Here is a 14208-nt window from a genome sequence, read left to right as displayed (position 1 = left end):
GCGCTGTATCGTCACGCCTTGCCTCCGCTCTTGGCCGCCATGGCGGGTGATTCGGCAGGCGCAGCATCGCCCCCTTTGCCTGCGGCGGGTTCGGTTTTGCCGGCAGTTTCCGGTTTACCCTGCTTGCCTGCTGCATCCGCTTTGCCTGCGGCGGGGTCTGCCTTCCCGGCGGCGGGGCCGGCACCTGCTTTACCAGCCTTTTCGCTGCCTTTGCCGGTATCCGGCTTGCCATCCTTGCCCGGTGCCACCCAAGCGATGGTGCTGACGGTATCACCAGCCAACAATGCGTCCGGCGGGTTGACCACCACCTGCTCACCGCGTTTCACGCCATCGAGGATCTCTGCGTTCTTGCCGAAATCACGGCCGATCTTGATCGGGCGCACCGCCACCACGCCATCCTTGCCCACCACCGCCACGCTGACGCCATCGGCATCGAAGGTCAGCGTGTTGATCGGCAGGACCAGCGGTTTTTTGGGGCTGGCGAGCGTAAGGCGCACTTCGGCAAACGCACCGGGCAGCAGCTTGCCATCCGGGTTGGGCAAGGCCACTTCGATCTGCATCGAACGCGTGGCGGCATCGATGGCGCCTGCGGTGCGCGTGACCGTGCCGCGGAACGGCTTGCCCGGCCACTCGGGCACTACCACGGCGGCGTCCTGCCCGACGGTGATGCCTTGCGCCAGCGCCTGCGGCACGGCCACCTGGATACGCAACTGGCCGGTTTGCGCCAGCGCAAACAGCTCGCGGCTGGTGCCGGCGGCAATCAGCGTGCCCACATCCACATTGCGGCGCACCACGATGCCATCGAACGGCGCGCGCAGCTGCTTGAAGCTGCCCAGCCGCTCCAGCCGCTGCACATTGGCATTAGCGGCGGCGAGATCGGCCTGCGCCTGGCGCAACGCGGTGCTTCGTTCATCCAGCTCCTGCTGCGATACGGCATCGCGCTCGCGCAGGCCCTGCCAGCGCGCCAGCGATGATTCGGCCAGTGCCTGGCGGGCACGGATCTGGTCACGCGTGGCGCGCACCTGCCCTAGCTCCTGATCGATTTCCGGGGTATCGATCTCCGCCAGCAGCTCTCCCTGCTTCACGTGCTCGCCCAGATCCTTGTACCACGCCTTCAGGTAACCATTGGTGCGGGCATGGATCACCGCTTCTTCACGCCCGCGCAGGGTGCCGGCCAGCGTGAGCTTGCTGATGGCCTCTCCGGGCTTGAGCTCGGTAACCTGCACGGTGCGGCGGGCCTGCTCGGCGGTTTTCTGCGCCAGCAGCTTGCTGTCTGCCTGATTGCTGATGGCGCGGGCCACGCCGCCGATGCCCAGCAACAGCAGCAGCGCCACGGCCACGCGGCGCGCATTGCGCACGGTGCGTGCCGCTGCCGGGTTGTTGCCGGTATCGTCGTTGAGCGCGAGGTTGACGCTGGTGGTTGTATCGTTCATGGTGCGTGCTCGATGTAGGTGCGCTAACGGGATTCAGACGCTGACTGAGAAACCAGGCAGGCCTGGATGGGGCGATGGATGCGATGGCGTGTGGCGGTGCGCATCCGCGCCGTGCGTGCGCAGTTGCAGGCGGCGGTGCACGGCGGCAAAGACCACCGGCACGAAGAGCAGCGTGGACAGCGTGGCAAACAGCAGCCCGCCGATCACCGCACGGCCCAGCGGCGCGTTCTGCTCGCCGCCGTCGCCCAGGCCCAGCGCCATCGGGATCATGCCGACGATCATCGCCGCTGCCGTCATCAATACCGGGCGCAGCCGGGTAATACCGGCCTCCAGCGCCGCATACACGGGTGGCACGCCGGCGGCCAGCCGCTCGCGCGCGAAGGACACCATCAGGATGCTGTTGGCGGTAGCCACCCCTACCGTCATGATGGCGCCGGTCAGCGCGGGCACCGACAGCGGTGTGCCGGTGAGGAACAGCAGCCAGGCAATGCCGGCCAGTGCAGCGGGCAGCGCGGTGATGATGATGAGCGGGTCCAGCCACGACTGGAAGTTGACGACGATCAGCAGGTATACCAGCACGATGGCTACCGCAAGGCCGATACCGAGGCCGACAAACGAGCTGTGCATGGTGCTGACCTGGCCGCGTACTTTCAAGTCGGTGCCCTTGGGGATGCGTGTGCCCAGTTCCTTCAGCAGCGGTTCGATATCGGCGTAGACCGCGGCCAGATCACGCCCCTGCACGCTGACATAGATATCGATCACCGGTGCGATGTCATAGCGCGATACCACCGATTGCTGCGCCGCCGGCTGTACGGTGGCCAGGTTGCCGAGCAATTGCTGGCTATCGCCGTTGCCTATCGGCAATTGCAACAGGCTGTCGATGGAATCGAGCTCGTGCTGGCGCTGCTGCACGGCCAGCGTGTAGGTATTGCCGTTTTGCGGGTTCAGCCAGTAGGTGGGTGCAGTCTGGAAGCTGGACGACAACGGGATCATGATGTTCTGCGCCACATCGCGCATGGTCAGCCCCACATGCTGCAGCCGGGTACGGTCCACTTCCAGCGCCAGCACCGGGCGGTTCATGCGCTGGTAGATCAGCACATCCACTGCACCGGGCACCTGGCGGATGCGTTGCACCAGCTCACTGGCCAGCGCATGGTTCTCGCTCACCTTGTTGCCGATGAACTGGATGTTGATGGGTGCGGGCAAACCGAAATTGAGCGTCTGGCTGACCATGTCCGCCGGCTGGAAAAAGAACTCCACACCGGGGAACGAACGCGGCAGCTCGGCGCGTAGCGCAGCGATGTAATCGCGCGTATTGCCGCGCTTGCCCGGCACCAGCGAAATGAGGATTTCCGCATCGGATGAATCGATGGTGCCGGCGTTGTTGTAGACGGTATTCACCGGCGTATACGGACCGCCGATGTTGTCGAGCACGGTCTTGATTTCATCTGGCGGAATGGCACGGCGGATTTGCGCCTCGATACGGTCGATCAGGCGCGGCATTTCTTCCAGCCGCGTGCCGGCCGGTGCACGCACGTGCAGGCGCAGCTGGCCCGCATCCACGACCGGGAAAAAATCGCGCCCCAGCACGCCATACAGCGCACCGGAAAGCAGGCAGAAACCGAGGAACACGCCACCGAATGCGCGGCGGTGCTGCAGCACCGATGCCAGCACGGTGGCGTAGCCATCGCGCAGCCGCGTGAAGCCGGCATCGAACGCCAGATGGATACGCATCCAGCGGCCCGGCGGTTTGGCAGGCTTGCCATGGCGCGGCGTGAGCAGCAAGGCGAGCGTGGGCACCAGCGTGCGCGAGAGCACCCACGATGCCAGCATCGCGTATACCACCGCCAGCGCCAGCGGCACGAACAGGAAGCGCGCCACGCCGGTGAGGAAGAACATGGGCACGAACACGATGCAGATGCACAGCGTTGCCACGAAGGTAGGCGTGGCAATCTCCGCTGCACCATCGCGGATGGCCTGTACGGGCGCCTTGCCCAGGTGCTGGTGGCGCTCGATGTTCTCGATGGTGACGGTGGCATCGTCCACCAGAATGCCGACCGCCAGGGCGAGGCCGCCCAGCGTCATCAGGTTGATGGTTTGCCCGCTGATATGCAGCAGCAGCAAGGAAGACAGGATGGACAGCGGAATCGACAACGCGATGATGGCAGTGCTGCGCCAGTTGCCAAGGAACAGCAGGATCATCAACGCGGTGAGCAAGGCGGCAATCAGCCCTTCCACCACCACCGAATGGATGGCGGCCTTCACGAACAGCGATTGATCGAACAGGGTGGTGATCTTGAGTTCGGCCGGCATGGATTCTGCCGCCTTGGGCAGCACCGCCAGCGCATCGCTGACGATGTCGAGCGTGGAGGCGCCGCCGTTTTTCAGCAGGCTGACCAGCACGCCACGCTCGCCGTCCTGGCGCACGATATTGGTGGGGGGGCCGGCGCCATCACGCACCTGCGCCACATCACGCACATAGGTGGTAGCGCCGTTCACGGTGCGAATGGGGATTTCGCCGATCTGCGCCAATGTGCGCGGCGCGCCGTTCAGCGCAACGTTGTATTCGGTTTCCCCGATCTTGGCAGTGCCGGTGGGCAAGGTGAGGTTCTGCGCGCTGATGGCGTTGACCACATCCACGGCGGTCAGGCCACGCGCCTTGAGCGCCCCGCCATTGACATCCACCGCGATCAACCGTGATTTGCCGCCATAGGGCGCAGGCACCGCCACGCCGGGTATCGTGACCAGCTTGGGGCGCAGCGTATTGAAGGCGAGATCGGATACTTCCGTATCGGACAGCGTGGTGCTGCCCAGACCGATCTGCAGGATGGGCAGACTGGCAGCGGAATACTTGATGATGATGGGTGGCGTGATACCGGCCGGCAGCGAGCGCATGCTCCAGTTGGTGCTGGCGACGATCTGCGTGAGCGAGGTGGAAATATCGGCGCCCGGCTGGAAAAACACCTTGATCATGCCGATGCCGCCCAGCGACTGCGATTCGATATGCTCGATATTGTTGACGGTGGTGGTGAGGTTGCGCTCCACCGGGGTAACGATGCGGGCGGCCATCTCCTGTGCAGACAAGCCGCTGTACGACCACACGATGCTGACGACGGGAATATCGACTTCCGGGAAGATATCGGTCGGGGTATTGCGCAGCACATAGGGCGTAGCCAGCAGGATCAGCAGCGCAGCAACCAGAAAGGTATACGGCCGCCGCAGCGCGATATTGACGATCCACATGAAACGGGGCTTCCCTGAATAGCGCCGGGTACATGGCCCGGCGGCGTAGTGATTGCCCGGTCACCATGACCACGGCATCTTGATAGGCAGGGAATGAGCAAGGCGCGTGCCATGACGGGCAGGCGACGTAACGCGAACAGGCTTCAGCGCGGCAACAGCCGCTTTCACGCGGGCTGGCGGGCTACGCCTGACGGGCACGCATGTGCTCGGCCACGGGAAACTGCATCACCGCGCGTGCGCCATTTGCGCAAACTGCGCGGAGATCAACAGCCCATCCTGCAGGATGTGCGAAAACAAGCATGGACAGGCAAAACCGGGATGAAATGCGCAGGATGATAGAACCCTGCGTATGCTGACTGCAGTTTGACAGCGCCGATATGGCGAATTAGTCTGCCGTCGCCATCCGCATGGTCGGATCAGGTGCACTTGTTCCTATCCACCCGCGACACTGCAACCCATGTGCCCCGCCCAATATCTACCGGCAGTCCCGATGACCCAGAAAAATACCTGGTGGGGATACGCGCTTGCTGCGCTATCCGTACTGACCGTGGCGCTGTATGCCGCCATCTTCGCCATCTCCCCGCTCAATGGCGAGGACTACGCGCTGACGCGCCAGTTTGGCGACGAGGGGATCCTGAGCCGGTTGGTCTGGATAGCCGAGCGCTCGCAAGCGCAGATCAGCACGTGGAATGCGCGGCTGGGCGAACAACTGGCGATCTTCTGGCTGAGCTTGCCGGGCAGCTGGTTCCTGATTGCAGCAGTGTTGACCTTCCTGCTGCTCAACCTGCTGGTTTGCGGCCTGTATGGCCGCAAGGCGCTGCTGGAAAAAACCGCCATTTCGATCTGCATCATCTTTGCGCTGTGGCCCGGCTACGAGGTGTTTTTCTGGCGTACGGTGCACGCCGGCTATCTGCAACCGGTGATGATCAGCCTGCTGTGCCTGTTCTTCTATCGCGATGATGAAGCCATTGCCTCGTTCGTTGCCAGCAAGGCCAGGCTGGCGCTGGTCAGCATTGTTGCTTTGCTGGCAGGCTTGTCGTTTGAGAATACCGCTGTCGGCATCCTGATTTACATGCTGGTTTCGTTCTGGTGGTTGAAGAACAAACGGGCCAATCTGCTGGCACTGCTGCCGATGGCTGCGCTCACCGCTGGCTGGCTGCTGTTGATCACCGCGCCCTCCACAGCGGTACGACGTGCCTACTACCTGAAGAGTATCGGCGTGGGCAGCACTGACTTGGTCTACTACCTGGGCAGGTTGTACAACGTGCAGGGGCGCTTCTTTTCCACGACGTCGCCGTTGTTCATCGCTGCGCTGATTGCCGGGGTGTTCCTGTGGCGGCGGGTGGATGACCGCAAGCGTTTCTTCCTGATGCTGTTGCCGGCGCTGCTGGTTTCCGGCTCAGTAGTGGCCGCACCTTATACCGAAGCGCGTGCGTTCCTGCTGGCTTGGGCCATCATGCTGGGGCTGGTGGTGGAAGGCATTTACCAGGCACTGCAGCAGTACCCGCGTGCACGCATTCCGGCTTTGTTGCTGTTCACGCTCGGGCTAGCATTTCCCTTGCATACCTACCCGCTGTATGTGGACTTTGCCAGCAAGGTGAATGCGCGCGATGCGGCGATCAAACAGCTGGCAGGTACCCCGGCGTGCGCGCGCCAGACTACGTTTGCATTGATCAGGGATGACTATAGATACAAGTACCTGAACAACCGCGATGTGTGGGTGCGCGATACGCCGGAGTTCATGCGGGCGTATTACCGCTGCGACGTGGTGTTTGAATGATGGATGCAACCTGCATACGCGCTTTGCGCTATCGTTAAGCCCCGCTTGTATACTGGCTGATCATGCTGCCCGATGCCCTCACCCGCTGGCTGCCCGGCCTGGCCGAGCTTGCCCGCTACCCACGCCAGCATTGGCGCACCGATCTGATGGCAGGCATATCCGTGGGGGCGGTGGCATTGCCGGTAAGCATTGCCTATGCGCAGCTGGCCGGATTCAACCCCATTGCCGGCATCTACAGTTCCATCCTGCCCATGCTGGTGTATGCGCTGGTCGGGTCATCTCGCCAGTTGATCGTGGGGCCGGATGCCGCCACCTGCGCGATGATTGCCGCCACGCTGATGCCGCTGGCCGGGGCAGGCAGCGCAGCGTACCAGGCACTGGCGGTGACACTGACCCTGCTCACAGCCGGCTTCTGCCTGCTGGCCAGCCGTTTCAGGCTGGGTTTCCTGGCTGATTTCCTGTCCCGCCCCATCCTGACCGGTTTGCTCAACGGCGTGGCGATCAATATCGTGATCAGCCAATTGGGCAAGGTCAGCGGGCTTACCCTCGGCGGTAGCGATGTGATCGGCCGGCTGGGTTCGCTGTTTGCGCAACTGGGCCAGATGCATTGGCCGACAGTGACATTGAGCGCGGCAACATTGCTGATCTACATGCCGCTGAAAATACGCTGGCCACGCGGGCCGGCCGCGCTGATTGCACTCACCTTGGTGACGATTGCCAGCAGCGTGCTGAGGCTGGCAGCGCACGGGGTGGCTGTGATCGGCACCTTGCCATCCGGCCTGCCGGTGTGGATCACGCCAACCCTGCCGCACGAACTGTTGGGCACGCTGGTACCGGCAGCCGCAGCGCTGGCGCTGGTGTCGTTCAGCAGCGGCATGCTGACCAGCCGCAGCTTCGCGGCAAAAAACCGCTACGAGGTAGACAGCAACCGGGAATTCCTGGCGCTGGGGATAGCGGATATTGCCAGTGCCCTGAGCCAGGGTTTTGCGGTGAGCGGATCCAGCTCGCGCACGGTGGTGGCCGATGCCGCTGGCGGGCAAACCCGCATGGTGGCGGTGGTGGCGGCATTGGCGCTGCTGCTGTCGCTGCTGTTCCTCACCGACGCACTAGCAGCACTGCCGATTGCCGCGCTGGGCGTGATCCTGATTGCAGCATCACTCAGCCTGATCGACATGGATGGCTTGCTGGGTTTGCGCCGCTACAGCCGGGCCGAATTCAAGATTGCGCTGGCCACGCTGATCGGCGTGGTGCTGTTTGGCGTGATGCCGGGCATCCTGATGGCGGTGGGGCTGGCGCTGCTGCGTTTCCTGGCGCAGATGGCCCGCCCGTCCGAGCAATTGTTTGGCGTGATCGACGGCCAAGGCGGCCTGTATGAGCTGGCGCATTACCCGGATGCGCATGCGGTGCCGGGCTTGCTGATCTACCGTTTTGAATCACCGTTGACGTTCTTCAACGCTGATTATTTCCGCCGCCGGCTCGAGGCGCTGGTGGCGGAACAGGCGCCGCGCTGGGTGGTGATCGATGCGGTATCGATTGCGGAAATCGATCTGACCGGCGCATTGGCGGTGCAAACATTGCAGCGCAGTCTGTCCGGGCAAGGCATCACCCTGGTGCTGGCCGGGCGCACCGCGCAACTGCATGAATGGATGGCCAGCAGCCTGATCACACCGGAAAGCACCGGCGTCCGCTTTTATCCATCACGCCAGGCGGCCGTGCAAGCCTACCGCGAAGAAGCAGGCGGGCTACCCGGGTAAGCACAGCCCGTTCTGCATCAGTGCATGGCTATCTCCGGATGCGCGTTGGCGGCAAGCGCGGCCTGCCAGGCCTGTTGCATTTGCGGGTATAGCTCCGCGGCATCCTGCGCCCGGAAATCGGCCAGATCGATCAGCAGCAAGGTATTGCCCAGTGCCCACAAGGTGGCATCCACCCTTTGCCGGATCTTGCGGTAGTGGACCAGGTCGATCGGCAATGCCCCGGTCAGCTGCCAGGCGGCGGCATCTGCAACGGACAGTACGATGAGATTGAAACGGGCATTGTTCCGCCCGCTGCTGACCACCTGCATGCCGGTTATGGCCTGCCAAGGCACGCTGAATACCGACTGGTATTGCAATTGCGTGCCATCCCAAGCCAGCAACGGCACCCGTTTGCCGGTATCGGCAGCGTGGTAGCGCAGCAACTGTACATTACGCCACCACAGCGGTCCGGCGATACAACAGCCAAACACCAGTACGCCACCCGCACAGGCCAGCTCCATCGGTCCCACATGCGGGACGCCACTCAGGAATGCGCCCAAGCTCAGGAAAACGGCCAGCATCAACAGGATGGCGCCGGCCATTGCGCCCAGGCAACGCCCGGTTGGGGCATGGAAATGCATTTTCACTCAGGCTCCGGCATCTATTGCGGTTGGCACCATCAAGGTGCGCACCAAGGGTGCCGCAAGGTTACATACCGGTCTTTCCGGCATGGGGCGTTCGATCTGACCGTAAGTATAGTTGCTGTCGGGCCGGTTTGGTGCCTCGGATCACTGCGCCCTTGTAAGCCGGCAAAGACAACCATTGCCATGCCTGCGCCATACCCGGTGTGTACTTGCCGCGGTTTCAATGCCGGACAGCCAGAACAAAGAAATTCTGGCCTATAATTGGTTGCCATTTTCGGGCCTGCGCAAGCCCCCCAAGGGGACCGAAGCAGATCCTCGGCAATCCGCTGCTGCCAGCCATGGCTTTCCCCCGCCTGAAGCAATACCTTTGGCCGCCACTGCAAAAATGGCCACCCGGCAGCACTGACCCCGGCCAAGCACCCCCGCTGTTCACGATGCCCGACGGCATAACGCCCAGTTGCAAGAGACTCATGACCGATCTGAATGCCGTTCTATCGAAAGCTTTCCAATCCCATCAAGCGGGCGATCTGGCTGCCGCCGCTGCCGGTTATCGCAAGGTATTGCAGCAACACCCGCAACACTGGTCCACGCGAACCCTGCTGGCTACCACCGATTTGCAACAGGGCAACTACGCCGCTGCTGCGGATGGCTTTCGTGCCTCGCTGCAATTGAACAACGCGCAGCCCGATGCCTGGCTGAACCAGGGCAATGCGCTGCGGGAATTGGGCGATCTGCAGGGCGCGCTGGCCGCGTGCGAGCAATGCGTAGCCATTGCGCCTGACTTTGCCCAGGCATGGAGCAACCGGGGCAACCTGCTGACCGCGCTCAGGCAGTATCCGGCGGCGATAGAGAGCCACCAGCGTGCCGTTACGCTGGTACCGGATGATGCGGATGGCCACGCCAACCTGGCAGCGGCACTGTGGGAAGCGCGCGAGTTCGCACCCGCGCTGACCGCATGCGATGCCGCCATCAGACTGGCACCGCAAGCTGCCGGCCCGTGGCAAACGCGCGGGCATGTACTGCGCGGTTTGAATCAATACGATGCGGCATTGCAAAGCTATGCGGCCGCGCTGACACGGCAAGACACCGACCCGGCGTTATGGCTAAGCCATGGCAACGCGCTGTGCGATCTGGGCCGGCATGCCGAGGGACTTGCCAGCTACCAGCGTGCACTTGCGCTCAAGCCCGATGATGCCGATGTGCACTGGGCAATTGCCCTGACCCAGCTGCAACTGGGCCACTTTGCCGAAGGCTGGCAACGCTATGAAGCGCGCCTGCAGCTGGGCCAGCGTGCAGTGGAGCAAGCGCGCTTTGCAGTACCCCGCTGGGATGGCCTGCAGCCATTGGCTGGCAAACGCATCGTGCTGCATACCGAACAGGGCTTTGGCGATGCCATCCAGTTTTGCCGCTATGCATTGCTGCTGGCTGAACGCGGTGCGCACGTCACGCTGGAAGTAAAGAGCCCGCTCGCCACGCTGATGCGCTCGCTGCCCGCCCGCATCAACGTGGTGGTTCAGGAAGAAGCCAGCTTTGCCGATCACGACTACCACTGTCCGCTGATGAGCCTGCCGCTGGCGCTGGGAACCACGCTGGAGACCATTCCTGCCGCCATTCCGTATCTGCAGGCCAGCGCGCCCAATCAGGCAGTATGGGCAGCACGGCTGGGCGAACGGCCAGACAAAACACGACGCGTGGGTCTGGTGTGGAGTGGCAGCCCCACCCACAAGGACGATTACGCGCGCAGCATCCCGCTCAGCCAGCTCGGGGCATTGCTGGCCCTGCCCGGTGTGGAATTCCACTGCCTGCAAGACCGGGTGCGTGATGCCGATGGCGCTGCTACCAGCCAGTTGCCACTGCATAATCATGCGGGCGAACTGAGTGATTTTGACGATACCGCCGCCTTGATTGCCGGCATGGATCTGGTGATTTCAGTGGATACCGCCGTCGCCCACCTGGCCGGTGCCATGGGCAAGCCGGTATGGGTGTTGCTGCCGGTGGCACCGGACTTCCGCTGGCTGCTGGCACGCGATGACAGCCCGTGGTACCCGGCTGCACGCCTGTTCCGCCAGCCTGCCCCGGGAGACTGGCAGTCCGTCATTACGGATGTGGTACAGGCATTGCATGCATGGCGTGCACAGCCTGCCTGATTCGGGGTAATCACGACCGGCGGCGCCATACCGGGGCGAGATCGCCGGCTTTCATGAGTGCGTCATCCTGCTGATCAATGATGGTTGTCTCCCCCAACCCGAGATGACACACATGATCACACCGAATTCAGGCAAAGCATTGCGCCCGCTGTTGGGTGTCAGCCTGCTGGCAAGCGTTTTGCTGTTGAACGCCTGCGGCGGCAGCGATGACAACAATGTGGTGCCCACGCCGGTACCGACCCCCACGCCGACGCCCGTACCGTTCAAGACCGTGGATGGCAACGCCCCGCTGGTGATTGGCCATCGCGGCCTGCCGGGCCTGTACCCGGAAGAAACCCGCCCGGCCTACGAAGGCGCAGCCGACGCCGGTGCCGATTCGCTGGAAGAGGACGTCCACCTGAGCAAGGATTGCGTGCTGGTGGCGCGCCACAACCCATGGCTGAGCGATAACACCAATATCAGCACCGTGGCCGCAACCAACGCCGAAGTCGCCAAGCGCAAGCGCACGGTGCCGGGCGTGCAGGTGCCGGTGAAATACTCGTTGCCCCAGTACGGCGGCCCCGCTACCTACCTGAGCGACCTGACCGACCCGAAAGATCCGAAATCGGTATTGAAATCACTGGTTGTGGATGGCGAAGACCATACCGGCGACTGGTCGATTACCGACTTTACCGTGGCAGAACTCAAGCAATGGTTTGGCGGCACCACCTATGATGCACGCGACCAGCGCCCGACCGACCAGAATGGCAAGAACCCGATCCTGACCCTGCAGGAAATCATCGATATCGCCAAGGCCAAGAGCACTGGCGGCCGCACGCTGACGGTCTACCCGGAAGCCAAGAACCCGTACTGGAACAACGCACAGGCCATTGCCAACGGCTGCGGCAGTGGTGCGCACCCGTTCGAGGATGCCATCGTCAAGCTGATCAAGGACAACAACTACAACACCAGGACATCGCCCATCCTGGTACAGAGTTTTGATCCGGCCAGCCTGAAATACATGCGCTCGATCGGCCTCAATACCCGCGTGGTGCAATTGATTGACGGCAACGACGTCAACTACAAGACCGGCGAAATGGTTTACCAGACCAACGACGAATACAACTTCGTCGACGGCCGCCCGTACAGCTGGACGCTGGCTGGTGACGGCCGCTATTTCGGCGACATGCTGACCCCGGCAGGCCTGGCGGAAATCAAGACCTACGCGGACGGCATCGGCCCGTGGAAGCCGCAAGTGATGAAGCTGACCATCAATCCGTTCAAGGCCACCAATGCGGACGGCACGCCGTATACCGGCTCTCTGGCGGACGTGAACACCATCACCCCGACCGACGTGATTGCCAACGCGCACAAGGCCGGCCTGTTCGTGCACGTGTTCACCTTCCGCAACGAGGCCAAGTACCTGGCCGGCATCTACAAGGGTGACCCGGCAGCCGAATACCTGGCGTTCTACCGCGCTGGGGTGGATGGTGTGTTCAGCGACTTTGCCGGCACCGCAGTGGCTGCACGCAAGACCTACCTGAAGGAGCTGGGGCGCTGATACGGCGTTAACTGGCTGGCCCCGCAACAGAAAGCCCGTCGCGCTGATGCGCGGCGGGCTTTTTCAATTTCCGTCTGCCGGCACGCTGGCATCAGCTCCGGAGCATGCACGGCAGGCGATACCGGCAATGCGCGGGCTCAATGCTGTACGGTGGGCACAATGTTGCTGGTGAACACCACCGCATCGATCAGGCCACGCGCATCGGCAACGGATAGCACCCGGCTCAGTGGGCAGGACGTGGCATACGCCAGCAAGCGAATCTGCAGGTCATCATCCAGCATGAGGCTGCCGGCGGAGGCCTTGGCGGTGCCTGAAGCTGCGGTCAGCAGCGCGGTTTCCACTCCCATTGACGACAACATCTGCTCCAGATGCCCCTGGGGCGCCGGTGCAATGGCCGTGTTTGCGCCGGTCTGAAAATTGACCATGCTGCCCTCGTGCCCGGTCAGATGGCAAACATAGGCGTCATCGCCATACCAGGATTTGACGAAGCCGCCCAGATTGCCCTCCATGGGCAGGCCATGCGACGCATGCCCCCACAGGATGATCTTCTGGCCCGCGTGCATCGATTCGTGGATATATCTGAAGTTTTCCGCCATTTGCGGATCACGCGATTGGCCGAGCTCGGTGTATCGGTAGCGGGCTTGCAGATTGCTCAACATCAGTTGCCAGAATGCTGCGTCTTTATCCTGTAAGCCGCGCAATGCATTTTCCAGCTGTGCAAATCCATCGCCCATGATGGCTTGCCTGTCCGGATGATCCACCGGCTGCAGCGACAGGTAGGCCTGGCATAGGCGAAAGAAATCAGCCAGGCCACTGCGATCCACCTGCTGCACATCCAGGTAATCACACAACTCGGCCAGCAGATGCTGCTGGCAATAAAGCCCGCCCATGGGTACATCGACACCGCTCAGGTTCAGCGCGTGCTCGCTACCTTCGTGCAGCTCGATATAGTCGAACAGATCAACCAGCTCCGCCGCGTTGGCATACATGCGGAACAGCGAGCCTGCAATGCGCTGACGCAATGGCAAGGCAGGCGCGTTCTGCGCTATTTTCAGGCCATCGTAAAGCCCGCTGGCCATGCACAAGGCAGAGAACCCATGCTGTGCATGCAGGTATTTCACGATCTCCCGCATGATCACGTAATCGCTGCCTGCGCCATGCGATTGCGTATTGAGGATGACGATTTTTGCCGCGCCGACATGTTGGCCAAGCGTTGGCAAAAACTGCGCCAGCCCCTCGATCACCGTACAGTTCAGCGCCATTTCTTGATTCTTATGAAAGAGCCATCCAGCTTGCGCTTGGCCGAGTAAATCTCATGGCCACCTTCGCTGCCGACCCCATTGCCACCAAAATCGAAGGTTTTCAGATGCTCGAATACCGGCTTGAAATAGCCCCGGTTTATACATAAATCCATCACCCAGACAATGTTGCCGTCATTCCACTCGCTGGCATGCAGCAGATAATCCTTGTCCCTGGTGATTGCGGCCAGGGTTTTTCTGGACACCATCGCCCAGGTGATGAAGCCCACCGGATCACCGCCACCATCGAAGAAGAACTTGCATTGCTCATGCAGCACGGGAATCCGTATCCATTGCGGGATAGCCGCAAACTGGAATTGCATGTACTTGAGATTTTCCGACATGACTTTTGCTGCCATGCCAACTTGCCGGCTGACCGCCGCTTCAAAT

9 protein-coding genes are annotated in these 14208 nt (G+C 62.3%); 4 read left to right on the top strand and 5 right to left on the bottom strand.

Features of this window, described 5'->3' with window-relative positions:
• Positions 1 to 11: 11 nt before the first annotated feature.
• Both IGB42_RS09980 and IGB42_RS09975 read right to left on the bottom strand, forming a co-directional pair.
• Positions 12 to 1433, bottom strand: a complete 1422-nt coding sequence (locus IGB42_RS09980; protein WP_159670847.1) for an efflux RND transporter periplasmic adaptor subunit — start codon at positions 1431 to 1433, stop codon at positions 12 to 14.
• Between the two features lie 33 nt (positions 1434 to 1466).
• Positions 1467 to 4676 (bottom strand): efflux RND transporter permease subunit, encoded by a 3210-nt coding sequence (locus IGB42_RS09975; RefSeq protein ID WP_159670845.1) that lies wholly within the window; start codon positions 4674 to 4676, stop codon positions 1467 to 1469.
• A 490-nt stretch (positions 4677 to 5166) separates the two neighbouring features.
• On the opposite strand from IGB42_RS09975, the gene IGB42_RS09970 reads away from it, so the two are divergent.
• The gene (locus IGB42_RS09970; protein ID WP_159670843.1) at positions 5167 to 6456 is read left to right on the top strand and encodes a DUF6056 family protein; all 1290 of its coding nucleotides are present in this window, start codon (positions 5167 to 5169) and stop codon (positions 6454 to 6456) included.
• Between the two features lie 62 nt (positions 6457 to 6518).
• Positions 6519 to 8210, top strand: coding sequence for a SulP family inorganic anion transporter (locus IGB42_RS09965; RefSeq protein ID WP_159670841.1), 1692 nt, complete (start codon positions 6519 to 6521; stop codon positions 8208 to 8210).
• 17 nt (positions 8211 to 8227) lie between these two features.
• Here IGB42_RS09965 and IGB42_RS09960 read toward each other — a convergent pair whose 3' ends face one another.
• Positions 8228 to 8836 (bottom strand): hypothetical protein, encoded by a 609-nt coding sequence (locus IGB42_RS09960; protein WP_159670839.1) that lies wholly within the window; start codon positions 8834 to 8836, stop codon positions 8228 to 8230.
• Between the two features lie 467 nt (positions 8837 to 9303).
• On the opposite strand from IGB42_RS09960, the gene IGB42_RS09955 reads away from it, so the two are divergent.
• Both IGB42_RS09955 and IGB42_RS09950 read left to right on the top strand, forming a co-directional pair.
• A complete protein-coding gene (locus tag IGB42_RS09955) occupies positions 9304 to 10980 on the top strand; it encodes a tetratricopeptide repeat protein (RefSeq protein WP_159670837.1) in 1677 nt (558 codons plus the stop codon).
• Between the two features lie 112 nt (positions 10981 to 11092).
• Positions 11093 to 12520 (top strand): glycerophosphodiester phosphodiesterase family protein, encoded by a 1428-nt coding sequence (locus tag IGB42_RS09950; RefSeq protein ID WP_159670834.1) that lies wholly within the window; start codon positions 11093 to 11095, stop codon positions 12518 to 12520.
• A gap of 137 nt (positions 12521 to 12657) precedes the next feature.
• Here the strand turns inward: IGB42_RS09950 and IGB42_RS09945 are convergent, their stop codons facing one another.
• Entirely contained in the window at positions 12658 to 13782 is a 1125-nt protein-coding gene (locus tag IGB42_RS09945) for an erythromycin esterase family protein (RefSeq protein WP_159670831.1), read from the bottom strand.
• Complete coding sequence (locus tag IGB42_RS09940) at positions 13773 to 14162, bottom strand: toxin-activating lysine-acyltransferase (protein WP_159670828.1); 390 nt, start codon at positions 14160 to 14162, stop codon at positions 13773 to 13775. The genes IGB42_RS09945 and IGB42_RS09940 overlap by 10 nt, the downstream gene beginning before the upstream one ends.
• Between the last annotated feature and the right edge of the window lie 46 nt (positions 14163 to 14208).

The sequence above is a fragment of the Andreprevotia sp. IGB-42 genome (assembly GCF_009848685.1).
Classification (GTDB): domain Bacteria; phylum Pseudomonadota; class Gammaproteobacteria; order Burkholderiales; family Chitinibacteraceae; genus Andreprevotia.
Note: the sequence above shows the minus strand (reverse complement) of the source record. Positions and strands in the feature narration are given on the sequence as shown.